At 43.8% G+C, this 24,932-nt stretch carries 20 protein-coding genes; 14 read left to right on the top strand and 6 right to left on the bottom strand.

The features are described from left to right. Positions 1–405: 405 nt before the first annotated feature. From QMY49_RS17985 to QMY49_RS17975, 3 genes are all read left to right on the top strand, one after another. A complete protein-coding gene (locus tag QMY49_RS17985; protein WP_005432553.1) occupies positions 406–1,614 on the top strand; it encodes a NupC/NupG family nucleoside CNT transporter in 1,209 nt (402 codons plus the stop codon). A gap of 208 nt (positions 1,615–1,822) precedes the next feature. Further along, positions 1,823–3,097 (top strand): GlgC family sugar phosphate nucleotidyltransferase, encoded by a 1,275-nt coding sequence (locus QMY49_RS17980; protein WP_017188539.1) that lies wholly within the window; start codon positions 1,823–1,825, stop codon positions 3,095–3,097. Positions 3,098–3,198: 101 nt separating this feature from the next. Further along, positions 3,199–3,996 carry a helix-turn-helix domain-containing protein gene (locus QMY49_RS17975; protein WP_005453337.1) on the top strand — a complete coding sequence of 266 codons (798 nt, stop codon included), beginning with the start codon at positions 3,199–3,201 and terminating at the stop codon, positions 3,994–3,996. Between the two features lie 39 nt (positions 3,997–4,035). Here the strand turns inward: QMY49_RS17975 and QMY49_RS17970 are convergent, their stop codons facing one another. Both QMY49_RS17970 and QMY49_RS17965 read right to left on the bottom strand, forming a co-directional pair. After that, complete coding sequence (locus QMY49_RS17970; RefSeq protein ID WP_050939730.1) at positions 4,036–5,121, bottom strand: DUF3541 domain-containing protein; 1,086 nt, start codon at positions 5,119–5,121, stop codon at positions 4,036–4,038. A 69-nt stretch (positions 5,122–5,190) separates the two neighbouring features. Further along, positions 5,191–5,799, bottom strand: coding sequence for an alpha-ketoglutarate-dependent dioxygenase AlkB family protein (locus QMY49_RS17965; protein ID WP_005453342.1), 609 nt, complete (start codon positions 5,797–5,799; stop codon positions 5,191–5,193). Between the two features lie 139 nt (positions 5,800–5,938). Between QMY49_RS17965 and QMY49_RS17960 the strand changes: the two genes are divergently transcribed. Next, a complete protein-coding gene (locus tag QMY49_RS17960) occupies positions 5,939–7,297 on the top strand; it encodes a diguanylate cyclase (RefSeq protein ID WP_005453344.1) in 1,359 nt (452 codons plus the stop codon). A 378-nt stretch (positions 7,298–7,675) separates the two neighbouring features. Here QMY49_RS17960 and QMY49_RS17955 read toward each other — a convergent pair whose 3' ends face one another. After that, complete coding sequence (locus QMY49_RS17955) at positions 7,676–9,232, bottom strand: DUF3612 domain-containing protein (protein ID WP_080971591.1); 1,557 nt, start codon at positions 9,230–9,232, stop codon at positions 7,676–7,678. Between the two features lie 174 nt (positions 9,233–9,406). Here QMY49_RS17955 and QMY49_RS17950 point away from each other — a divergent pair, with 174 nt between their 5' ends. Further along, positions 9,407–9,985: an aldolase/citrate lyase/malate synthase family protein gene (locus tag QMY49_RS17950; protein ID WP_005453348.1), complete on the top strand. Its 579-nt coding sequence runs from the start codon at positions 9,407–9,409 to the stop codon at positions 9,983–9,985. 124 nt (positions 9,986–10,109) lie between these two features. Here QMY49_RS17950 and gefA read toward each other — a convergent pair whose 3' ends face one another. Further along, on the bottom strand, positions 10,110–11,123 hold the full coding sequence (gene gefA / locus QMY49_RS17945) for a diguanylate cyclase GefA (RefSeq protein WP_005453351.1): 1,014 nt from the start codon (positions 11,121–11,123) through the stop codon (positions 10,110–10,112). Between the two features lie 298 nt (positions 11,124–11,421). Between gefA and QMY49_RS17940 the strand changes: the two genes are divergently transcribed. The 3 genes from QMY49_RS17940 to QMY49_RS17930 are packed head-to-tail and all read left to right on the top strand — an operon-like array spanning position 11,422 to position 15,025. Continuing rightward, positions 11,422–12,774 carry a DASH family cryptochrome gene (locus tag QMY49_RS17940; RefSeq protein ID WP_283315823.1) on the top strand — a complete coding sequence of 451 codons (1,353 nt, stop codon included), beginning with the start codon at positions 11,422–11,424 and terminating at the stop codon, positions 12,772–12,774. Next, a complete protein-coding gene (locus QMY49_RS17935) occupies positions 12,774–14,318 on the top strand; it encodes a cryptochrome/photolyase family protein (RefSeq protein WP_154203028.1) in 1,545 nt (514 codons plus the stop codon). The genes QMY49_RS17940 and QMY49_RS17935 overlap by 1 nt, the downstream gene beginning before the upstream one ends. Beyond that, positions 14,318–15,025: an SDR family oxidoreductase gene (locus QMY49_RS17930; protein ID WP_283315820.1), complete on the top strand. Its 708-nt coding sequence runs from the start codon at positions 14,318–14,320 to the stop codon at positions 15,023–15,025. The genes QMY49_RS17935 and QMY49_RS17930 overlap by 1 nt, the downstream gene beginning before the upstream one ends. 49 nt (positions 15,026–15,074) lie before the next feature. On the opposite strand, the gene QMY49_RS17925 is transcribed toward QMY49_RS17930, so the two are convergent. Both QMY49_RS17925 and msrB read right to left on the bottom strand, forming a co-directional pair. After that, the gene (locus tag QMY49_RS17925) at positions 15,075–15,221 is read right to left on the bottom strand and encodes a DUF2256 domain-containing protein (protein WP_005453360.1); all 147 of its coding nucleotides are present in this window, start codon (positions 15,219–15,221) and stop codon (positions 15,075–15,077) included. 41 nt (positions 15,222–15,262) lie between these two features. Further along, positions 15,263–16,405, bottom strand: coding sequence for a peptide-methionine (R)-S-oxide reductase MsrB (gene msrB, locus QMY49_RS17920; RefSeq protein WP_283315818.1), 1,143 nt, complete (start codon positions 16,403–16,405; stop codon positions 15,263–15,265). A gap of 185 nt (positions 16,406–16,590) precedes the next feature. On the opposite strand from msrB, the gene QMY49_RS17915 reads away from it, so the two are divergent. From QMY49_RS17915 to QMY49_RS17890, 6 genes are all read left to right on the top strand, one after another. Continuing rightward, on the top strand, positions 16,591–16,989 hold the full coding sequence (locus tag QMY49_RS17915; RefSeq protein ID WP_009696881.1) for an OsmC family protein: 399 nt from the start codon (positions 16,591–16,593) through the stop codon (positions 16,987–16,989). Positions 16,990–17,103: 114 nt separating this feature from the next. Next, complete coding sequence (locus tag QMY49_RS17910; protein ID WP_005445435.1) at positions 17,104–17,658, top strand: sugar O-acetyltransferase; 555 nt, start codon at positions 17,104–17,106, stop codon at positions 17,656–17,658. Between the two features lie 121 nt (positions 17,659–17,779). Then, complete coding sequence (locus QMY49_RS17905; RefSeq protein WP_283315816.1) at positions 17,780–18,598, top strand: hypothetical protein; 819 nt, start codon at positions 17,780–17,782, stop codon at positions 18,596–18,598. 39 nt (positions 18,599–18,637) lie between these two features. Further along, positions 18,638–18,871: a hypothetical protein gene (locus QMY49_RS17900; protein WP_005445432.1), complete on the top strand. Its 234-nt coding sequence runs from the start codon at positions 18,638–18,640 to the stop codon at positions 18,869–18,871. Positions 18,872–19,908: 1,037 nt separating this feature from the next. Further along, positions 19,909–20,775 (top strand): hypothetical protein, encoded by an 867-nt coding sequence (locus tag QMY49_RS17895; protein WP_283315813.1) that lies wholly within the window; start codon positions 19,909–19,911, stop codon positions 20,773–20,775. A gap of 31 nt (positions 20,776–20,806) precedes the next feature. Beyond that, entirely contained in the window at positions 20,807–24,928 is a 4,122-nt protein-coding gene (locus QMY49_RS17890; RefSeq protein WP_050904375.1) for a zinc-dependent metalloprotease, read from the top strand. Positions 24,929–24,932 lie beyond the last annotated feature (4 nt).

Below are 24,932 nucleotides of genomic sequence, written 5' to 3'. Positions count from 1 at the left end.
CCCTCCTAATACCCCTATTTTCCCTACAAGTATGACCACAAAATAGCATCTTTGCTTAAATTATGAACGCTTGAACGTTTGCGTAAATAAATGTGATGAATATCTCTTTTTGTTGGCTATACTTGCGACCCGTTTAAGCGGGAATTAGGGTTCGTTGTTCAGGACCCTTACCCATACAAGCCGTCACATGGAGCAGGAAGAGTCGAGAGCTCTCTAGCAGTGAATGACCCCACGGACCGGACCAGCTACGTTCAATTGCTTGTATAAGGTAAAAATAAGATGTCGAACTATCCGTTCTTCCTTCAATTTGGATCTACGAGTGCGTTGTCACTCGATGCGTTGTCCCTTTCTTCTGCCAATGCTTTTGGCATTCCTTTCTTTTTCAACGTTCAGTAGGTCCGATTCATGAGTGTTCTATTTAGTCTATTTGGTATTGTTGCACTATTAGGTTGTGCGTTCCTGCTGTCAGAGAGCCGTTCTTCAATCAATTGGAAAACCGTGTCTCGAGCATTGCTGCTTCAAATGGGTTTCGCAGCCTTGGTGCTCTACTTCCCTTGGGGACAAGCGGCGTTAGCCAGTTTGAGCAATGGTGTCGCTGGGTTATTGAGTTTTGCCGATGAAGGCATCAAGTTCCTCTTCGGTGACCTCGCTTCTACTGGTTTCATCTTCGCGGTTCGCGTTCTTCCTATCATCATCTTCTTCAGCGCTCTTATCTCTGCCCTTTACTACTTGGGTATCATGCAAAAAGTGATTCAATTTATCGGTGGTGCCATCCAAAAGTTCTTGGGGACCAGCAAAGCAGAATCTCTTGTTGCAACAGGTAACATCTTCCTCTCTCAAGGCGAATCGCCACTTCTTATCCGTCCTTTCTTGCAAAACATGACTCGTTCAGAACTGTTCGCGGTAATGGCTGGTGGTATGGCGTCAGTCGCAGGTAGTGTACTAGGTGGTTACGCAGGTCTAGGTGTAGAGCTGAAATACCTAATCGCAGCGAGCTTCATGGCTGCTCCAGGTAGCCTGTTGATGGCAAAAATCATTGTGCCAGAGCGTCAAACGCCAAGCGATTACAATAACATCGAATTGGATAAGTCTGAAGAGAGCAACGTGATCGACGCGCTAGCAAGCGGCGCGATGGGCGGTATGAAAGTTGCGGTTGCGGTAGGTACGATGCTGATCGCATTTGTGAGTGTGATTGCAATGGTGAACACGGGTCTGGAAAACCTAGGCGAAATGTTCGGCTTTGCGGGCATCACGCTACAAGCGATCTTTGGCTACCTATTTGCCCCTCTCGCTTGGTTAATCGGCGTTCCGGGTCACGAAGTATTAGCGGCAGGTTCTTACATCGGTCAGAAAATCGTAATGAACGAATTTGTTGCATTCATCGACTTCGTGCAACATAAAGCAACGCTGACTGAACACACACAAGTGATCATCACGTTTGCGCTTTGTGGTTTCGCGAACATCGGTTCTATTGCAATTCAACTTGGCTCTATCGGTGTGATGGCTCCAGAACGTCGTAAAGACGTAGCGAACATGGGTCTCAAAGCGGTAGCGGCTGGTACATTAGCGAACTTAATGAGTGCGTGTTTAGCAGGTATCTTTATCTCGTTATAAGGAACGCCTCCACATAAACAGCCATTCAAAACCCGCCACTTCGGCGGGTTTTATTTTATAAATTATTTGAATGAGAGCTAGGTTAAATATTAGGTAGGCTATCGCTCGACAATATTCATTATTGAGTAAATTCACATCAGGATTGAATAGTGCTTGCGTACGGTTTGCATTTACTTTCTAATTTATTAATAGAATAAGGAAGTCGTACGTGACGTCAAAAGTCGTATCGGTAGTATTAACCGATAAAGGTTGGACAGGGCTAGGTCCACTCACTCAAACATGCTGTAAATCCATCACACCTTTCGTAGGTTCTCACCGTTTAATTGATTTTTCGCTAACCAACCTCATTCAAGCAGGAATAAAGCGTAATCTTGTCCTCAGTCGTTTTTATTGCGCACCGTTAGTTGCTCACCTTAAGCATGCATGGCAGCACTACAAATCGAGAATCGAAGTGCTCGAACCCATTTATTCTCAAGCTAAGTTATTACCTAAGCTGCAACAGAATTGGACTGATGTTTTATTGCAGCATTTAGATGTCATCAATCGACCCTCCGATGAACATGTCTTGCTGGTCGGGGGTGAGCAAATCCATCGCAATTACATTTCTTCTTTGCTGCACTACCATCAAATCCAAAATGCCGAACTCACGTTAGTTGTGGCTCAGGTTCCTGTCGCACAAGCGTCTCAGTATCATGTCGTTGAGTTAGATGAACACCGTCAAGTCATTGATATTCAACACCAGCCCCCAACTCCAGCAGAAATTCCAAACAAACCAGGCTTTGCCATGGTATTAACGGAAAATTACCTCTTTCAGCGCCCCGTGTTGGTCAAAGGTTTGTTTAATAATGCCAAGAAGCTGGATGGTCAGCATGATTTGACCAAGGACATCGTTGCACTGCTTGCGCGTAGAGTAAAAACCGTGTTGTTTGACCTCGGCGAGATTGACGCAAAGCAAGCACCTATGTACTGGCACAACGTCAATAACATTGATGATTATTGGCGACTACAAATGATGATGCTGGCGGAACAAAGTGATACTAGCAAACCATCTACCAGTGCGTTGCTGAGCCGACAAATTGAATCGCAACGGCCAAGCCAATATTGCGATATTGAAGGGATCAAAGTCCGCGTTAAGGACAGCTATATTGCTTCTGGTTGCCATATTGAGGGGGCGTGTTCAATTCGCTCAGTCATTGGTGTGGATTGTGAGCTGGGTAAAAACAGTATTCTGCACGAGTCCGTATTAATGGGACGGTGCAAAATTGGAGAAAATAGTCGCATTACACGTACTATCATTGAAGAAGATGTTCAGATTGCTCCGGGTACCGTGATTGGGGAAAAGCCGGAGAGAGACAAAGAACGTTTTCACATTACGGATGGTGGATTAGTCGTGATTCCGAGGGGCAGTCGCGTTGGTTTTGAACAAGAAGCTTCTCCACTGCATGCGAATTACCCCGAAGGCGTTACAGATAACGTCGTGTAATACGGGTATTTTGAGTTGAATTGTGATTGACGTACAGAATCAAGATTTGGTGTGTAAATATACATATTTTCGAAACTAACGGCGTTTGGCTAGGAGAAAAAATGCAGTTCGACCGACTTCAATTTGCTGATGCATTGAAGCACTTTAGAAAGAAATATAAATACTCACAAGACAGTTTGGCGGAGCTGCTTTCTTCTTCACACCGTGTATTCTCTAGCTTGAATCAAGCAACGTTGAGCCAGTGGGAGAGGAGGAAAATAGAGCCGACGTTACTGCGACGTCTCGGGATCGCACATTTCTTTCAGCAACCATATCACTACGATACTCAAGAGCTGAAGAGTGTTAAGAAAGCACTCCAACATCCGGTCAACTTCCAAAATTTAAGTACGGTGTACGAGTATGAGATCACGCATACCAGTCACGTATCTTTGGATAAATTGGAAGGAGAAGATAGATCATTAGTTATGGATTCCCATCAACGTTTGAATGGGAACGAGCTTGTCGAAACTCTGAATGAGCTTGAGCTTCATCAACCTAAAATCTACTGTTTCTATTACCAAAAAATGCTGATTGGACATGTGGTGTATGAACAGAAGAATAACGCCATTTACTTGGTAAGCGTTGTATTTTTGACCAAGTCAATTCGAACTCAATTACTCAATCATATTGCTGAAATTAGTAAAGATTTGATGGTGTTTTTCCCGATTCGGGATCATAGCTTGAATCAGTTTATGGAAGATTGTTTTTTAGAACGATGTTGTTCAAGTCATTGCATCACTTTCTACACAGGAACCAGCCGGCAATTTTTTGAGAACCCAATGATCCGGAGCGTGATGCAAGGATTTCAAGACTTTCGCTTGGTTCGCTACGAGCAAATGCTTAAGAAGCAGAGTGTTTAGCTCTGCTTCCTGATCTCAAACTAGATTCAGTAAGGTTGATTACGACTTGGGTACCAATCCGTATGGTACTGAACTAAACGCTTGTGGTTGGTTTTTTACCGTCGGTGCTTGATGCACTCCTTGCCAATCTAACAGCATGATCGCGAGGACATTACGGTGTTCACCATAAGTTAGGTCGAACTCACCATCCACAGAAGGGATCATGCCTTGCTCAGTATTAAGGGCGCTTTGAATCGCTTGACGTGTTTTTTCAACAACCGGATCGTTATCCAAACCAGCCAACAAGAAAGTAATGCCGACTTCAGCAATCACATCTTCTTTTGAACGGAGAATGATGGTGTCTATGTTGTCGCGAAAGTAGTCATAGATCCATTGATGATCGGCTTCGTTAACCTGTTTTTGGTAGTACTGAGAATCTCCAAAAATGATGTGTGTCATGCCGTAGATCTTATTGCCGTATTGTTGCGGTGAGAGCTTCTTATCTAGGCTATCTGGGTAGGTGCTTCGGAATGCATCTGTAAACGCTTTAACGACATCTTGCTCGCCGAGTTGACGCAACCAATAAACCTGATTCGCCAACTGAGCTGCCCAAGCCTCAATCATGGCGGGGTCAGTGGCGTAACGAGTAAAGTCATAACGTTTTAGTATGCTTCTCAGCGTTTTGTCTTGCTTGTGTTTTAAACCATACTCATCGGCTCGTGCCATTGCGCCAAGTAAATCAACACCTAAATACAAGTATTCTGGTTGATGTTTGGTAACGGTATAACGGCGCTGCCCGCGCTCGTCTTCGTCGTCATGGTAGCTGGCTAAACGTTCCTCTGAATACAGAAAAATCTGTTCTGGTGTGGTGACATCGCTGGCAAAGCGATTTAAACGGCTGGCAACTTGCGCCATGTCAGTCCATACCGCAGGTAAGTATTTATCATCCAAAGTTTGGCGGTACATACGAAGACCGAAATGCCCTTCTCGAAACGCTGGTAAGGTATAGAGCTGTGACTCATAGGTACTTTTGATCAACTGAGCAGATTGTGAATAGGTCAAAGCTGGAGACTCTTGAGAGGCTTGCGCCTGAAAAACCAGTGAGCATGAGAGCAACACGGCTAAGCTGAGAGGTTTGATACGCATATACACATTCCGTTAGAAAGCCAGAATTCAAACCTACCATCAATGCTTTATCGGTATGTAATGGCTCAGTCAATAGTTAGTCACGATATGGCGGAACGTTAGGTTGATGCGTTCTCCTTTGGTTTTTGCAGTTTTTGGGACAGCATGCTTCCAATGGTGCTGAAGCTCACCTGCCATGATAAGCAGTGAACCATGGCTGAGTTCATACTCTATTTGGGTTTTACAATGTAAATTCCTTAGCACAAACCGACGAGTTTCCCCCAAATTAATCGACGCAATAATCGGGTTTCTTCCCAATTCTGGTTCGTTGTCTTGGTGCCAGCCCATTGAATCTTGTCCATTGCGATACAGGTTTGCCAATACTGAGTTGAACGAAACGTCTGCAATGGTTTCGCAGCGTCCTTTGAGATCACTAAGTTCTGTGGTCCAAGGGTGAGGTGCCATTGTGAGCCCGGAGTAGGTGTACGCTGCATCGCCGTGCCATGCTTGCAAACGAGGTTGTAGAACTGAGCGACCAAACATCATGATGCTTTCTTGTTGCCAAGGTAGGGTTGTTCGCAATTGGGAAAAGTAATGGTCGGCTTCTGAATGACTCAGAAAGTGAGGATCATGGTAGATCTTGCCTTGTGCTACTTCTTGCCAAAATGAGCTTTTGAATAAATCGCCTTGTACCTGCATCTCACTTTACCTTTCTCTTTTATAAAAAGAACAAATATTTATTACCTTTACGATGGCTATTGGTTATTCTTTTAGTAAATAAGTATTTTAACAATAAATAAAGAAAACTCTTGGTTTGCCATGAGTTAGTGGGGAACAGATGCGGTACTCACCGAAGAAGCAAGGTTACTTTGCATTGTTCTTCCTCACTTTTTTTGCCCTGTGCGTTGGAGTTATTGAGCTATTACACCAAAATCAGCTCAGTCTGCACCGAGAGCGAGTTCAAGTTGAGGCCAAAGAACAACTTTCTATGCTCCGTTCCAATTTGGAAGCGGAACTGATGGCTGACATATACAAAGCCAGCACTCTCGCTACGCTTATCACATTGCTGCCGAACAGCGAAACACACAAGCTGAATTTGGCGGCGAATCGTATCTTAAGCAAAAGTAATCACATTACTGTTATTGGCATCGCAGAAAATGATGTCGTCGGTTATATATACCCTCGAAAGGGCAATGAACGTGTGATTGGTCTTGATTATCGTAGCGTGCCTACTCAATGGGTTCAGGTACAAAAAGCCAAAGACATTGAAGAGATATTTATCGCCGGTCCTGTCGAGCTTGTACAAGGCGGTAAAGGGTTGATTGTGCGCGTTCCTGTGTTCCGCGATCCTCCGACTAATAAAGACTATTGGGGCGTTATTAGTGCGGTGATCGATTTCAATGGTTTGTTGAGAGAAACGGGTGTCATTGATTTTTCTTACCAATATCAAATGACGATGCGTGGCTACGACAGTGGCGGTGAGCTAGGTGATGTTATCTTTGGCAATCCGGGAAGAGAAGAGGACATTTATGCCAAAGAGCAAGTGTTCTTCCCATATGGTGGCTGGAGTCTGGCGGTGTACTCCAATGGTGAGTTAGAGCAACAAGTGCCTTGGTATGTATTACAAATGGCGCGTTTAGTTGGCTATCCGATCGTGCTTGCTTTGAGCATTGCGCTCATTGTTATTTATCGCCTATACATTGTAGCGGACAGCCGTGCATTGCATGATGAGCTTACTCAGCTGCCAAATCGTCGTTACTTTATGAAGTCTTATCAACAGCAGTTTGAGATCGCCAAGCGCTATAAAAAGCGTTATAGCTTTGCCTTGGTGAACATCGACCTCGATCATTTTAAGCATATTAACGATACCTATGGGCATGACGCAGGGGACAAGGTGTTGGTGGCGTGTGCAGAAAGAATCAAAAGCACATTGCGCCGATCAGATATTGTGGCGCGAATGGGGGGCGACGAGTTTCTTATCATCGTGCATAACCCTAAGACTGAAGAAAACATTCAAGCGTTGTTGAAAAAACTGAGGTTTGCCTTGTGTTCAACGCCGGTGATCTATGAAGAAGAATTGATATACCTGCGAACCAGCATGGGTTACGCGATGTTTGACCCTGAAATGATTTCATCTCAGCAAATGATGAAAATCGCCGACGAGCGAATGTATCAACAGAAACACTATGGCGGCTAAAACGAATGGTATAGCACCCGCTTAAAACATTTAAACGGAAAGCCTCGCACACTTAGCGAGGCTTTTTCATTTAAGCCGTTCTTATCACTAAGAAAGGACATTGCTGATAAAGGGATTAGTAGCAATGCATGTTGTGGCATATTTTGCAGTTGTTTGCATTTTGCAAATGCGATTTGCAAAATGTGTGGTTAATAAATCATCAATATGCATCAAGATCGAAGAAAAAACGCAGTTTTAAAAGTTGGCACGCATCGTGCTTTATACAGAGTGACCCTTATTAAGCCGAGGGTCACCTAGCCAACTGACGTTGTTAGTGAATACACATTGTTCACAAGTATATACCGCCAATCACCTCATTGTGATTGGCGTTTTTTCTTTTTAGAGTTCAATAGTTTGCCTCTCATCGCCCGAATCATCTGATTCGCCACACTTGTTATAACAACTTGGTTGCCTTGGACACACTGCTCCTCTTGAACAAATCAATCTTGCTTGAGTTTGAATCCCTCGTTCGATCCAATTGATGTTGAGAATTTTGGCAATCGTTGTGAGATCTTTCTTGATGTGCTGTGGAATCACAGTACTACCACCGGAAGATACACACAGTGACTTCAACTCTTCAGCAATCGCAATCGCATCACCACCTTGGGCTGAAATCGCTGGATTGAGGTCAATACCTGCACACAGAACGCGATTATTACCTGCAGGGTCAAATACGTTGACCGATTCACAGCAATAGATGCGAGGTTCGTTACCGACGTTAAGAATCGAAATTTGCGCCGAGCTGGTGTCCAGCGGTTGTGATAAGCGGCGGAATACCGCCCAGTGCTGACAAGGGTCATTGACTTTACGCATGTTTCCCCAAGGAAGAGGGATACCATTACCGCGATATACGGCTTTCAGTTTGCCCGGACCATAGGCATCAAAGTAATGCCAGTGTGGGTATGGCGACACTACCGTCATGCGGCGCATCGCGACAGAAGGCGAGACGCCCGCTTTTTTGTGAACATCAATTTCATAGCCAGAGCGGTCAAGTAACTGACGAAATGGCACTTTCGGACACAACAACGCCCCAGCAAAGAAACTCGACTCGAAATCGCGCCACGCTTGTAAAATATCTTGCGAGTTGAGTTCAGAGTTAGAAACCTGCGAACCGCTTTGTTCCCAGTTGTTCTGGTGACCAATCGACAACACGTTATTCATGCCGTCACTGCTGTGCAGCACTCGGTGCCCAATGTATACCGCTAAGTCGTACTTCAATCGAGTCGGGTAGTCTCGCATGCGCTTGTTGAGGTAGATGGTCCCTGGTGCTTCCATAAACGAGGTGATCAACTGCTTGGCACTCACACCGAGTTCATCAATCACATCTTGTGGCGCGCGGTCTACCCAGCGAATATCCAATCCCATGCTTTTCGCAATATCAATCAGATCCTCTACCGAAAGATTAAGACGTTTTAAGCCAACCTCTTCTGCCGCTCGTTCTAAGTCCGGGAAGTGGTTTTGGTGGTTCTCTTGATGCGCTCGAATCAAGAGATGAGCGAACTGACGTCCCGTGATGCCGGTTTGAGAGAGCATTTCCGGTATCGCGATTTGTAGGATGTCGTTAGAGAATAAAAAACTTGGTTCGAGCGCCATTCCGTTGATGCCACCACGATTACCTTTGTTGGGGGTAATGGCTTCTAGCTCTGGTTCATCGTCCAAAAACCAAGCGGGTTCTTTTTGGAAAACTTCGGCAATCACTTCCAACATATCAATGCTCGGAACGCGTTTTCCACGTTCGATCATGGATAAGTAAGAAACTGACGGAGCGTATTCAGGATTAATCCTAACGCAACGCGCAGACAAATCTTCCATCGTTAAATGGTTGTTCTTCCTTAGGTTACGAATTTTCGTTCCTAAGAAGTGAGATTGGCGGATAAGACTTTTTGACACAGACATTTTGTAAAATTCACATTGTAAAATTTTTGTTGTGAAATTGTAGTCAATATTTCGCTAGTCTACATAATGAGCAGGCAAGGAAATTAACCATCAACTTCACAGATTTGCCTGAAACTTAAACAGAGGTTTTAAGTTTTTACTCTAGGAAGAGTGTTTAAGTGCGAGGAAACGACGATGAATATGCTGAACTTCGATAAAAAAGACATCCAACAACAAGAACGCCCATTTATCGCTGAAGCCGTATTTGCCGTCGAGGCGGTAAGTGCTGAGCAGCAGAGCGAGAAGCAAGTTAAGGCGAAGCAACTACTGGACCGTATTTTCCCATTGGAGAGTGGGTCACACCAAGATGTATCAAGCTACGTGATCGACTACAGACACGTAATGGCGTACTTCAAGGACGGCACACACAGTGGTCTGAAAAGTCCAAAGCATTTTGTGGCGTACACAGGAGAGAAAGAAGATCCAAAATCGATCCTATTCAAAGATGAATCAGGCAGTCACGTTGAAGTAATGTTCGGTTGTCACAAAGGCACGGGTTGTGTGGAGTTGATGGACATTGACGACATCCAACTGGAAACGCGTACTACCTTTAGCCCTGAGCTAATTGGTAATGCACCGACCGCGATGCGTCATTGGATCAGCTTAATCAAAGGCGATAAGAAAGGAAAGCCAATGGCGTGCAGTGAAGACAAAGAGTACACCGCGAAAAATGGCGACGATTACTTCTTAAGCTACTGCTATAGCATTGATTAATGAGCTAAGAAGTACAGAGAATAACGAGCCAGCCCAAGAAAGACAAAACCCCAAGCACTTGCTTGGGGTTTTGTTTATATTTTCAGCCAGTTCGAATGGCTTTCGCCTGTTCGTTTTGACTGTGTTAAAGCGGCATTACGCGGTTACGACCGAGTTGTTTCGCTTCATACAATTGTTTATCAGCTTTGTTTACGATGCTATCGAGCGTGTCACCAACTTCAAATTCTGCAACACCAAAAGAGGCGGTGATGCTTTGTACTTGGCTCCCTGAACGTTTGTCACGAACACGCAGCTTTTCAATCATTCGACGAAGCGTATCAGCGTATTGTCGACCGATTCGCAGTGACTTGTTTGGTACGATAAGGGCAAACTCTTCACCACCAAAGCGATAAGCACTGATGCCGTCACGACAACTTTGTTGCAATCGACGAGCAATGGCTTTGATCACGGTATCTCCGAATAGGTGACCGTAGTTGTCATTGAATGCTTTGAAGTGGTCGATATCCAACATGATCAGCGTCATTGCTTGGTTGTTATCGATCAGCATTTGCAGGTCGTTATCGAAAGCGCGACGGTTATACAGGTTGGATAAGCCATCGAACAAGGCGTCTTTCTGCACTTCTGCTAGCTGATTCTTAAGGCGAGAGATCTCTTCGCTAGCCGTTGTGAGTTGGCTATTTAGGAACTTCGTCGAGTGGCGTATTTCACGAGACTCTGCAACAAGCTGACGCACTACATTCATCACTTCTTCGATGCTGAGGCTATTGTCTTCAACTTTTTCTAGTTTGTTAAAGCTCTTATCCACCATGTCGGAGAAGGAGGAGGTGTCGGTAATCGTGTCAGTCATCGAGCTAGAGACTTCGCCCAAAAGCACTTCTACATTTGTTTTGAGTTCTTCTAAGCTGGTTTCTGCTTTACTCGCAACATAGCTGTTATAGAGCTGCTTATGCATTGCTGGTGGGCAGACGTCATAGTTCTCAAGAACCATATCTAATTCTTGATTCAGCTCTGGGATAGTTTTGTCTACGTAGGTGTACCACAGTGCGTAGTTGGCTGGTGTTGCCGCTACGTGGTTTTTTATCATCAGTGGTACCGCTTTTTTTAGATTCGCGGTTGATTTCTTAAATTCGTCGGTCATTTCTGCAGTGTTACAAGCAAAATGGAATTAAGCTAAGGGTAACGGATATAAAACAATATCGCTTTATTTTTTGTCATTTTTGCTTGGTTTTCTTAAAAAATATGAGCAAATAATCAAATGGTTTCATGAATATTAGTCTTGATTTTAAAATTTCATAAAATCTTTCGTAACATTCTGTTTACCATAAAAGTTTGAGTGATGGAGTTTTGAGCAATGTAAACGAAGTGCTGATCTTGACCAACTAAGGTTCGTAGAATCTGGCATGCGCATAACAGAAAAGTGCCAAAAGGAGCTTCGTTTGAACAAAACAATAGGACTGTATTGGTTTACCAATGATTTGCGACTGCATGACAACCCAAATCTGGCTAAAGCTGCAGAAGAAGTGGATTTTCTTATCTGTCTTTACTGTTATCCCAAGGTTTCACCATTTTTGGCGCACTATGCTCAAACATCCGAGTTTGGTCAGCCAAAAAGACAGTTTTTAGATGAGTCATTACACTGCCTCAACCTGTCTTTAAATGCACTTGAACAACGTTTGCTTGTTGTCGACTTGCATCCTTATCAAGCATTAAAACATGCCTTCAAAAATCTTGGTGTTACAAGGCTTTACGTTGATGCTATGCCGGGTTGCGACGAGCAAAATGTCATCGAAGAAATTAAGGCGGAGGAACGCCACGTAACGGTTGTTCAGCACGAAGTGCGAAGTTTATTTAGGTTGGCTGACCTCCCGTTCAGTCTCAATGCGCTACCTGACACCTTTACCCAGTTTCGTAAGCAAGTAGAAAAGCTATCTATTTCGCAACCTATCGACAGAGTCTCCACACTTCCACCACTACCCAAAGGTCTCTCTTTACCAACATTGAGCCTAACTCGCGACTTAAAGCCAATGCCATTTGCTGGGGGAGAGCATGCGGGGCTTGAGCATTGTCGTCGGTATTTTGATTCGCCGCTTGCTAGTGAATACAAACAGACACGCAACGGTTTAGATGGCATGGATTATTCCACTAAGTTCTCCCCGTGGTTAGCACATGGTTGTGTTTCGGCGAAAAGGATCGTGGACATGTTAAAGCGTTATGAAGCGGATTATGGTGCTAATGATTCTACGTATTGGATTTACTTTGAATTGCTGTGGCGTGAGTACTTTTATTGGTATGCGCGACGATATGGTCGGCAGCTGTTTCATTTTGGTGGGATTCGCAATCAAACGCCATTGACCAGCTTTTACGCCCATCGTTTCCAACAATGGAAAAAAGGCGAGACGCCATTCCCGCTCGTTAATGCGTGTATGCATCAACTCAATGAAACTGGGTACATGTCGAATCGTGGCAGACAACTGGTCGCGAGCTGCCTTGTACATGAACTAGGGCTAGATTGGCGCTATGGCGCTGCATATTTTGAGTCTCAATTAATTGATTACGATGTGGCTTCAAATTGGGGAAATTGGCAATACCTCGCAGGCGTTGGTGCGGACCCTCGTGGTTCAAGGCAATTCAATCTTGAAAAGCAGACGCAAATGTACGACCCCAACCATGAGTTTATTGATAAGTGGGATGGGCATTGTGATGGTGCACGTTTGGATAATGTGGACATGGTTGATTGGCCGATTGCGATGGGAAGTCATGGCAATGCGTCTTCTACGGAGAAATCATGATGCAGTTTGATACCGTTCGGTTGATCTTGGGTGATCAACTCAATTGCGAACATACTTGGTTTCAGCAACCTGATGACCACGTTCTCTATTTGATTGCAGAGTTAAAGCAAGAGAGCACATATGTGACGCATCACATTCAAAAAGTATGTGCGTTCTTTTCTGCAATGGAAAAGTTTGCGAAAGAGCGTCAGAGCGAAGGCCATCAAGTCTTGCATCTTACGTTGGATGATACCCAATCTTTTGGGGATCTTGAGCAACTTCTCCAGCATTTTGTCAGCGAAGTTGGTGCAAGCAAGTTTGAATATCAACGCCCTGATGAATACCGATTATTGGAACAACTTGCCAAACTTAAGCTCAATGGCGTAGTAACGCGTTGCGTTGACTCAGAGCACTTTTTGTTGCCGTTTGAAGAGATCGAAGAGCAGTTCCCGCAAGGCAAACACATCATGATGGAGCACTTTTATCGCCGTATGCGCAAGCGTTTCAACATCTTAATGCAAGATGGCAAACCTGTTGGGGGGAAGTGGAACTATGATGCGAATAATCGCAACAAACTCAAAACTAAAGATATTGAGCAGTTGCCACAACCTTTAATGTTTAGTACCGATGTCAGTGAGATACAAGCGCGATTAACACGTCATGGAATTAAAACGATAGGGCACTTTGAAGGGGATTTATTGTGGCCGATTAACCGTGCTCAAAGCTTGTCTCTACTTGCTCATTTTTGCCAAGTTTGTTTGCCTCTTTTTGGTCGTTTTCAAGACGCGATGACTGGGCAACACGACGCTAAATGGAGTTTGTATCACAGTCGGATTTCGTTTTCTCTCAACAGCAAACAACTACACCCGCAAGAAGTCATTGATGCGTCACTCAAGGCATTCCATTCAAACCCAGACATTAATATTTCTCAGGTTGAGGGTTTTATTCGCCAGATTTTAGGTTGGCGAGAGTACATCCGCGGAGTGTACTGGGCGAACATGCCTCATTACCCGAAAAAGAACGAACTGGAAGCGAACAGAAAACTGCCTGATTTCTTCTGGAATGGCGAAACAAAAATGGCGTGCATGCGTAATGCGATTGGTCAGTCCCTTGACTACGCCTATGCGCACCATATCCAACGTTTAATGATCACTGGTAATTTCTGTTTGCTAACTGAGATCGAACCATCCCAAGTGGATGAATGGTATCTCGGTATATACGTTGACGCGATCGAGTGGGTAGAGATGCCAAACACACGTGGTATGGCGCTGTTTGCTGATGGAGGTATTGTCGGCACTAAACCTTATGCAGCTAGTGGTTCTTATATTAATAAAATGAGTGATTACTGTAAGGGCTGCCATTACGACAACAAAGCACGCAGTGGTGAAGGCTCATGCCCATTCAACAGCTTGTATTGGCGTTTTATGAACAAGCATGACAAGCGATTGGCGACCAACCCTCGTATCGGGATGATTTTCCGCTCTTGGGACAATATGGAACCACAGCAACGACAAGCTATCCTTGGAACCGCGGAGCGCTACATGGAAAATTTGGAGAGCTTATAATGGAAATATTGATCGTAGGTGGGAATGGCGGAATTGGATTTGCCATGGTTGCGTGCGTGGCGGAACATTTTCCTCAAGCTCGTGTTCACGCGATCTATCGTAGGCAACACCCCAACTGGCATCATCCCAATGTTATTTGGCATCAAGTGGATGTGACACAAGATGAGGAGGTGAAAGCGCTCAGTGAGTACATCGAGCATGTTGATTGGTTGGTGAACTGCGTGGGTATGTTGCACTCCCAAGAGAAAGGTCCGGAGAAGAATTTGAGTTCTCTCGACGCAGACTTTTTCCAGCAAACGATAATGGTAAACACCTTGCCCAGTTTACTGCTGGCGAAGTACTTTACACCTAAGCTCAAACGCAGCACACAGCCTAAGTTCGCGGCTGTTTCTGCTAAAGTTGGCAGTATTAACGATAACCAATTGGGCGGTTGGTATAGCTATCGAGCCTCAAAAGCCGCGTTGAATATGTTCCTTAAAACCATGTCAATCGAATGGCAAAGAATGCTCAAGCATGGCACGGTACTCGCGCTCCATCCGGGAACCACCGATACGGCGTTGTCTGCGCCTTTTCAAACCAATGTGCCAGAAGGAAAACTGTTCACGCCAGAGCGAGTGGCAAAGGATTTGTTGGGGTTAATAGAAAAAGCAACCCCGCAAGATAGCGGGGCATTTTGGGCTTATGATGGCGCATTACTGCCTTGGTAAAGGTTGTACTTACTGGGGCAAAATACGCACTAGAGAGGTTCGGAGTGACCTACGTCTTCGTTGATTTTCTTCTTCGGCAACGCTCAGAGCAATAAACGATTTCATCCCAATTTCGCGCCCACTTCTTTCTCCAAGAAAACGGGCGCTCACAGACTGGACAGACTTTTATGGGAAGGTTGGATTTAAAACCTTTCATCGTTCTGAATGTTCACTCCTAATTTGTTGTCTTAAGCGAGTTTAGTTATCAAATAGGTACAGATAATCGTCGTAACCTAGGTTTGCCATTTCGCTTACTGGTACAAACTTCATGGCTGCTGAGTTCATGCAATAACGTAACCCTGTTGGTTTTGGTCCGTCTTTGAAAACATGACCAATATGCGAATCGCCAAACTTGCTGCGAATCTCTGTTCGTGGATAAACCAATTTAAAGTCGGTCTTCTCAACGATGTAACCTGGATTGATTGGTCTAGTAAAGCTTGGCCAACCTGTACCTGATTTGTATTTATCCGTCGATGAGAACAGTGGCTCACCAGTGACAATATCCACATAGATGCCCGCTTCTTTGTTATCCCAGTACTCGTTGTTAAAGGGACGCTCTGTGCCTTCTTCTTGTGTTACGTAGTACTGCAGATCAGTCAACTTCGCTTTGATCTCTTTATCAGACGGTTTTTCATAGACCTTCAGTTTTGTCATCAGATCTTTTTCGTTGATAAGCTCGCGTAGTGTTTTTGGGTTGTCTTTACGATCCTCACCAAACACTTCATCTAGGTATTTATCTCGACCTGACGCATAGCGGTAATATTTGTATTTCAGGGCACTCTTTTTGTAGTAATCCTGATGGTAAGACTCCGCAGGGTAGAACTTTTCAAACTCAATAAGCTTCGTTTTAAGTGGCTTCGGATAAATCATCGCCTTGTCGATTTCCATCATAAATTGCTCAGCAATCTGTTTTTGCTCCGCATTATGGTAGAAGATCGCAGGACGGTATTGGGGACCACGGTCGACGAATGAGCCTTTGTCGTCAGTCGGGTCGATATGGCGGAAGAAGTAATCCAAAACTTGCTCGTAGTTAACAATGCTTGGGTCGTACTTCACTTCAATCACTTCTATATGGCCAGATTTGCCAGAAGAGACTTGTCGGTAGGTCGGATTTGCTAAATCACCACCTGAATAACCAGATACGACGTCCAACACACCCGGTAATTGTTCTAAATCTGATTCAGTACACCAGAAACAGCCGCCAGCCAAAGTAGCAATGTCGGTTTTGCCAGATGCGTTCACCTTATCCATGGTATCGGCAGTGCCTGTTTTACTTAATAAGATGAACAGTACAGGGAGTGTGAATGAGAATCCCACCAATAGCTTAGATACTTTCTTCATAACTTCCTCAAACGTCATTTTTCTCAATGAATGTTACGTAAGGAGACAGAAGTTAGAGCTAAAAAATTGCAACAATAGTGAAAAATTCTTTGCCCTTTTATACCGGAGGGCTACAGTAATGGCACCAAACAAACGCTCATTGGTGATAAGTTGCCGATGAGACAGAAGTAATAATGAGGGAAACCATGCAAGCAGAAGTAAAATGGGTCGAAGACTTTAAATTCCTAGGTCAGTCTCAATCTGGTCACTCCGTTGTGATGGATGGCAATGGCGGTGCGACTGCACCAAGCCCAATGGAGATGGTATTGATGGCTGCTGGTGGTTGTAGTTCTGTTGATGTGGTTGATGGATTGAAGTCAGCAGGTCAGAAAGTGGCTTCTGTTAATGCGAAGCTCACAACCGAACGTCGTGAAACGGCACCGCGTATTTTTACTCAAGTGAACATTCATTTTGAAGTGTCGGGTGAAGCCTTAGATCCAGAAATCGTAGCGAAAGTTGCTGCTGATTCGTTAGAGAAATACTGTTCCGTGTGCCTGATGCTCGGTAAGGGCGTAGAGATGACTCACAGCTGGGAAATCGTGTAACCGACCCTAGTGCCACTTAAATAAAATAGGAAAGAGAAAAGCGCGTGCTTTTCTCTTTTTTTATTCCTCTTTTGCATTAACCTAGCTACGTTAAAAAGCTGTAGGAAAGATCCTGTGACCGAACTAGAGAAAATGATGTCAGGCCAAGTATTCGATGGCGCAGACAAAGAAATTGATGCGATTCGAACCCACGCAACTCATGCATTGATGGCATTCAATGGCAACACCGATGAATCCCAACGTGATGCACTGCAAAAGAACCTATTTGGCAAGGTTGGGATGAGCATCATCCGTGCGCCGTTCCATTGTGAGTTTGGTAAAACGATTGAAATCGGTGAAGAGACCTTTATCAATATGAATGTCGTGATGCTTGATGGCGCTAAAATCACCATTGGTAATCATGTGCTTATTGGACCAAGTGTTCAGCTTTACACTGCATCTCACTCGCTGGATTACCGTAGCCGACTAAAATGGGAAACGTTTTGTAAACCAATCACGATTGAAGATAGCGTTTGGATTGGCGGGAACTCAGTCATCAACCAAGGCGTAACCATTGGCGCTCGTTCTGTGATTGCTGCCAACTCAGTGGTGAATTGTGATGTGCCGCCAGATTGTTTATATGGTGGAACGCCAGCCAAATTGATTCGTCGTCTAAACGAGGACGAATAACCACACTTACTCATGGTGCTTATTCTCATAATCAATAAGCGCTTATTTACATATCAATTTCATTAATTTATAAATTTCATATGCTTATTTTTGTTGTCTATGAAATTCATAATAAGAATGTATGAAGCTGAAAGTTGTAAGTATTTGCTTAATTGTGGGGACGGCGTTCGTAAGTGCTTTGCTCTATTTTGACTCTCAAAAGCTCGTACTTTCGCAATGCGCTGACGAAGAAAAAGTGGAGACTTGGGTTCAATTCGTATTTGACTATTCAATTCTCAATGACTTCAGCATAGAAGCCTTGGAAGAGCGAATCGACGAGGATTTAGCCCTTTCGAATCTTATTCTCGCAAACTCATGTGTTCCTATGATTCGTAAGAGTGCTGGTTATGAGTTCTTTGATGCTCACAACGCTAAACCTGAAGATATGTTGTCTTCACATTACGAACTCAACCTGCAACACAGCAGTTTGTTGGAACGTGCGTATCAGGAACCAAATTTTTATGTCGTGTTGGTGTTAAGTGAGGACAGCAGTTACTTTGATTTTGAGTACAAAATAGCAGAAACATGGGTTGATTTATTTCCTAACTTCGTGGTTTCCGATGTACGAGCTGGTCCACTAGCTTTGGAGCATGAACTAGGGCACTTAGCATGGGCACAACATGATTTAGAAACGCTATCATCTCAAGTTCAAGGTAGAACACTTGAATCCATGACAGCTGAGGATAACCAGTTACAGATCAAGCGGTATGCTCATGCTGCATTATGTGGTGACTCCGGAACCATCATGAGCTACGAAAAGAACATAGTACCTATCTATTCCAGCCCCAATATTACCTATCAAGGTCGAGTTTGTGGAGACGCCGAAAGCGCAGACAATGCAAGGCTGTTAACCGAGTATGCTCGAGCATTGCGAGCCAAAATTGATGCACGGTCATGGTAATCGTTACGTTGCTAAGAAATGCCTACCTAGGAGGCTAATATGTCAAGAAAGACAGAAGTGTTTCTGTGTCCTAAATGTGGAGTGGAAACGCACCACGTTGTGGTTTTAGTTAGAAAGAAAAGTGCTTTTGAGGGTGATAAAAACCGCGGGAAGAAAGAGTTCATTACTGGGTTTCTCAAAAGTGCTGTCTTCGGTGCTTTTTTAGCTTCGATGGACGATTTTTCTCGTCATTTGATCTGTGAAAATTGTGGTAACAAAACCATTCAAGATTAAGCTGTCGCCTTGGCAGCTTACCCAGAGCATAAGTGTGCGTTTTGATTCGCTGAATATTCAAACCCGAAATTTATTGAGTTAGTGCTTTTACTCTTAACGTCTTTCCATGCCTGCTACTCAGTTTTTGATGAGAGACTGTCGGCGCTAACCTACTGCTATTGTTGATAAATAATTCAAACTTTATTGTAAGAAGAACAGAGAAAGACAACCTTAAGCTTCCCTTCATTTTTGAGAGTTGATGAGATAATTGATGCTTAAGTTTATTGACATTTGTGTCTTTTGTTTCACATTGTTGTGATTTTTATCACATAAAATGCAAATTTATAAAAAATAGTTAAATGAATATAAATTCACAGATATGCAGCCCATTTGTGTTGTAATTAGAGTTCTCTGCCTTTAATTATTCATTTTGTGAATGTTTGTGTAATTTTTATCGACCTTAATGGGTGACTTTCTATTCAAACTACTCTTGGGTTACGTCAATATATTAGAAAACTCGAATTTGATATTATTTCCATCTTTTGTTTTAAATGCGAAATTCATTATTAACAACGGATGGTTTTGATGATTTCCCTTATTAGTATTCTTCAGTTATAAGATTAAATAATTAGCCTACCAAAATGACATAACAAGGATTGTTATAGCGGAATGATGTTCTCATAAATGCATCTGTTCTATTAACATGTATTTCTCATTTCTGTCTCTTTCAAAGCTTGTTTTTGTAAGTTGTTGATAAAGATCGGTATTGTTGTCTTTTTAGTAATGACGACAACGATTGCTTTATATGATTGTGCAATTTTTAAAAATGGAATCGTTATATTGTAACAACGTTGACTTATCACGAGTTATAAATTTCAAATAGCACAAATAACTAAAAATAGATCTATCAAAAATAGAATAAGGATTTAACCATACGAGAAATCTTATGGTTGATAGGTTTATTGGTCTGATTGTTACTTATTTAGAATGTCATTCCAATAATCTGTTTGTCTTTAAGTTTGTTCTAATGAACTTAATTTTCATGGAAGTTTAAAAACATGCAGCACACAACTAAGTGGACGATGACCCCGCTTGCGATGCTGTTAGGTACGCTGTTTTCAATGCCGTTAGTCGCAGAAGAAAACAACGTAGCTGATAGCAGCGGGATCGAATCTACCCAAAATGAAGGAGAGTCGTCATGTATAGTTTGTAAACTAAGTGGGTCCGTTTACCTCTCTTACGATACAAATATTTACGACAAAGACGACTATCGCTCCGTTCGCAACTTTTCTTGGGGCGGGGATCTCAACTACGCGATTTCAAAAGACATCAAAGCTTTCTTTTCTGCCGGTGGTTACCGTGCTCTAGAAGATGAAGTTGGAACTTACGCAACGGATTCAGTACTGGGCTTGCAATACTCGAATCTGTATCGCTTTGGTGAAACGGGGAAAATTGCTGTTGCAGGTCAGTTCACCATACCTACCTCAGAAGACTCGCGAAACGATGAGCTACAAACAGCTTTTCGTTTAGCCGTACCGGTCTCTTTTTCTTTGTGGAGCGTTGATTTTTCTATCGCGCCGCGACTCAAAAAGAACTTCCACAAGTACAAAACGAATGGCGGTCGCTCACTCACAGAGTGGACCTATTCACTGTTTTCTGTCGCTGAAAAGTCTTGGGATTCGTTCTCTCTGGGCATCACGGCTTTAGGTGGTAACACCATCAGTTATCAAGGGACTCGACGGAGCAGTTGGCAGTATGAAGGTGCCTTATACGGAACCTACAAATTCAACAAGAACTGGTCACTAACGTTGGCAGCATCCTCTACCGGCTTCTATCAAGATGCGGAACGAGGAACGCTGGGCAATATCGACCTGCTTGACCAAGAGAAAGCGTCATACATCGCCTCTGTTGCTTACTCCTTCTAGGAAAATAACAAAAATTAAGGATATCCAAACCATGTTTAAAAAATTAACTCTGGTGTCAGCGATCACTGCCGGACTTGCCGGTTGTGGTGCTGACGATCAGGCTTATGACTATGTCGAAAGAGATGCAAAAGAAATCGCGGTTAAAGACCTAAAAGACGGTCGTTGGTTCTACGTACCAACAACTGGTGCAGCACCAAGATTCGCGCTAAACCAATTCCCATTTTTACAAGGTTCGCCTCGTTATGTTGAGCTGTGTTTCAGTAAAGAAGGTCTGGAAGTTCGTAATTACGACAAAAACTACCCAGACGCACATCTGACCAAAGACGCGAACAACTATTGTGGCGAGGAGAAGTTCGTTGCCGATGATGACGATGTTAACTTTGCACATGTTCTGACTATTCCTGGTGACTTTGCAGCATACCGCTGTAAAGAAGATGGTCACGGTGACTGTACGAACAAAGAAGAAACTAACGAGGATGCGAGTCTAAACTACAAGAGTAAGACCCACTTTACTCCGCGTCCGGAAGATCTTGAGATCGCCGAATTCAATATGGAAGATCTGTATGGGATCACGGATGGGCTAACCGAAATTGGTTCGCCGCGCGTAATCTCATGGGATTTTGATCCAGAGAAGGGCACGTTAAACTTCGAACTTGAGCGCTCGTTCCGCATTGACTTGGATAACATGTCAGCCTACATCAACGAAGATACCAAAGCGGGTCTTGACGACATGCTGGTCGATGGCGCGTTTAAATCTCGTTTTTATTACTCTCTAATGCACGAGAGTGTGGTGGCAACCAAAGACTACCAACCGGTTCTATATCCTATTGGTGACGAGAATGACATTGGTTTCTTTGTCTCTGAGACAAAGCAGCTTAACCCTATCACAAACAAGTATGATCGTGATGTGGTGTACCTGAACCGTTTCAACCCTGATCAAGATTCAATCAAGTATTATCTGACCGATAACTTCTTTGAAGAGAAAAACAAAATCTTCTTAGATGCGACGCTTGAATCCATCGATAAGATGAACCAAGCACTTAGATTATTTGGTGCGGATTCTGGTAAGCCAGAAATTGAAATCGTAAACAAAACCAAAGGTGCAGGTATACACCCAGGTGATTTGCGTTACAACGTGATCAACTTGGTGGATGAGCCGCTGGCGAACGGCTTGTTAGGTTATGGTCCTTCCGTTGCTAACCCAATGACGGGCGAGATCATCAAAGGTCACGTAAACCAATACGCTGGTGTGGCAAGAACTGGGGTTCCTTATTACTGGGATAACCTAGCCCGATTCTACAACCGTAATCAATTGGACTTAGACGGTCTCGATCCGTTACCAACGACAAGCTCCGCGACAACAACATCAGAAGTTTCAGAGAGAATTGAGTCGCTCTCAACTATGGCGGCAATCGCGAAGCTGGAAGCGGACGAAAGTATTCCTGCGCCTCTTGTGTCAAAAGAAGAAATGACCACAAGCAAAGCAGCGACTAAAGCGCCAACGGAGCTAAAGAAAACCTTCAGCGATGAGTTAGATTTTGAAAAGGTGGTCGCAACAGAAGAAAACCGTTTGTCTTTCTGGGCGGAGCACAATGTTTACCCAATCGAAGCATCGTGGGTTTCTTCAACCAGCAAAGCCATGCTTGATAATTTGAAACTGGATGACGACCGTTACTTCGAAATCAAGCTAGATGATGCTGGCAAAGAAGTCTCTCGAGAGCTTAAGCGTTGGAAACACCTACCAAAAGATCTGCAGGTTAAAACGGCAGATGCGATTACTGTAGCGACTTACAGTAATACGCTGGTTCATGAGCTTGGTCATAACTTAGGTTTACGTCATAACTTTAAAGGTTCGAATGACAAATCAAACTACTACACGCTAGAGCAAGCACATCAACTGGGCTTGAATAATATTCCTGCGTACAGCTCAACCATGGACTACGCGCCGAGTATGTTGGATGAAACACCAACATGGGGTCTGTACGATATTGCAGCGTTTAAGTTCGGTTATGGTCGTAAAGTTGAAACCGTTCAAGCATCTTCGGGCTCAGCTCCAACACCTGTAGCGAAGCCAGCAGACGACGCTAGCGATGAAGCGAAAGCAGCATACAACAGCTACCTAAAAGAACTGCAAGACTATCAGCAAAGCTTCGCCTACAGATTTGGTGATAACGCTGAGAATGATGCACTCATGGTGTGTTCTGAAGTTAAGAAGTTAACGGGCACAGACAGTGGCAAATCTCTGTACAACTGTGACTTTAGCCGATTTGACACTGCAGCACTGTCTGATGACTCGGAACTTAAGGCGAAGACGCGTTACGGTGTGCTCTATTATCTTGATAAAGTCAATGAGATTGAGCGTAAGTCATATGACTTCTGTACTGATGGTAACGTATCGCTAAACAGCGACTGTAACCGTTTTGATGAAGGGACAAACTTAGAAGAAATTGTCTCTTATGAATGGCAAAACTACCTTGATAGTTATGACCGCCGCAATTTGCAGCTTTACGGAACGACAGGGTTGTACTCCACAGATTACATAGGTTACCTATTACGCCGCTATTCTGAGATGAACTCGATTCGTGACAAGGTGGAAGATCTAGAACGCATCGATAACTTGTACACCAACTTAGGTTATACCGCTAGTACAGATAAGCCGGGCGATTTCTTGCTGCGCCTAGCATCAAACCCTCAATACTGTAGTGAAGGCAAAGCAGATAACTCATGGTTCTGTGACTACGCTAATGGTGCGAAGAAATCAGCAGCGTTCTTCCTTGATGTTTTGCGTACACCAGAGCACCAATGTGTGATTGAAAATGCGTCAGGCAATCAAAAAGTGATTTCGTTTGGTAAATTGCTGGATAATAACTCACACCAAATTCCGGCGGATTACGATTTGTCGGCAGCAAATTGTTTTGATGAGTTAGCGGCGCGTTTCATTGAAGATGCCGATGAAGGTTACAAGGCGGTTGCAGAGACACAAAACGGACGCTTCTTGAACTCTATTGGCAGCTTTGACCCTGATTACCCTTGGTCAAACGCCGTGTCAGTGTTGGGTTACTGGCCAGACAAAGCGCTTGCGAGCTATTTCTTGGCACGTCGATTCTCTAACCGCTACACCGATGAAGTGAGCTTTGCTTCGTTGTTGGACCTACCAGGTGTTCAAGCTGAATATGAAGATATCATGGGCAACATTGTGGCAAATGATGCTTTAAGCACGCCTGTCGCGCTGGTGGATAAAGAGGGTAAGTCATACACCAACCTAAAAGGTACCACGGTGAACTTACACCTTACTGAACAAATGGAGTCCTTACCTCCAATGCCACGTGGTATTTATCGATTCTTGGGCATTGACGCAGTCAGTCGTGAACGTATCGGTGATGTGATCCTTGAAATGGGCGTTAGCCAAATGCAGTCTGACGATTACAAAGTTAAGGCTCGTGGTAAAGCGCAGTTTGATGCATTCACTAAACAACAAGATCGCTACGGTATTATTGCAGGTGACAAAGTAGAGTTTGTAATTGATGGTAAGAAGTTTGTGGCAACGAAAGCCAACAAACTGGCTTATGATTACGCAAATCAGCTAGTTACCAGCGAAGGCTACGATCTGAAAAACTACTTGGATAACTACGACTCGGCACAACTAAGCAAGATTGCTTCGGACATTGAAAAGGCATGGGGACCATTCCGTACATCGATTCTTCCTGCATACCACGATGCGGTATTGCTACTGGATGCTCCAATGGTAAATGCAATGAAAACTACCATTGATGCAGACATTGCAGCAGGTGTGCTGACGTTTAGCACTTCATTCGGTAACTTTGTGAGAGCCAACCTGACTTCAGGTGATCTTGTGATGGATTCAGTTGCAGGAACATTAAGTTATAAAGGTGGCAAAGCACATAAGACGACAAAAGTATTTGAAGCTTACACTGACGCAATGGCTCTGATTTATAACAACTACACAAAAGACATGATGTTTGCAGTTGATAATGTGTATGCTGGCTATGTCGCGTCTGCGGATGCAGACAAAGATCTATGGCTGAAAGATCTGAATCTAATCCAAGCGTACATTCGTGGTGACATCGGTACGGTAGCCGGTGAGTACTATGAAATGCTAGATCGTCTGCCAGAAGCGAGTGATTTTGAGTAATTAA

The organism is Vibrio harveyi (assembly GCF_030060435.1).
GTDB classification, from domain to species: domain Bacteria; phylum Pseudomonadota; class Gammaproteobacteria; order Enterobacterales; family Vibrionaceae; genus Vibrio; species Vibrio harveyi.
The sequence above is the reverse complement of the archived record's forward strand: the minus strand, read 5'-3'. Positions and strand labels throughout refer to the sequence as shown.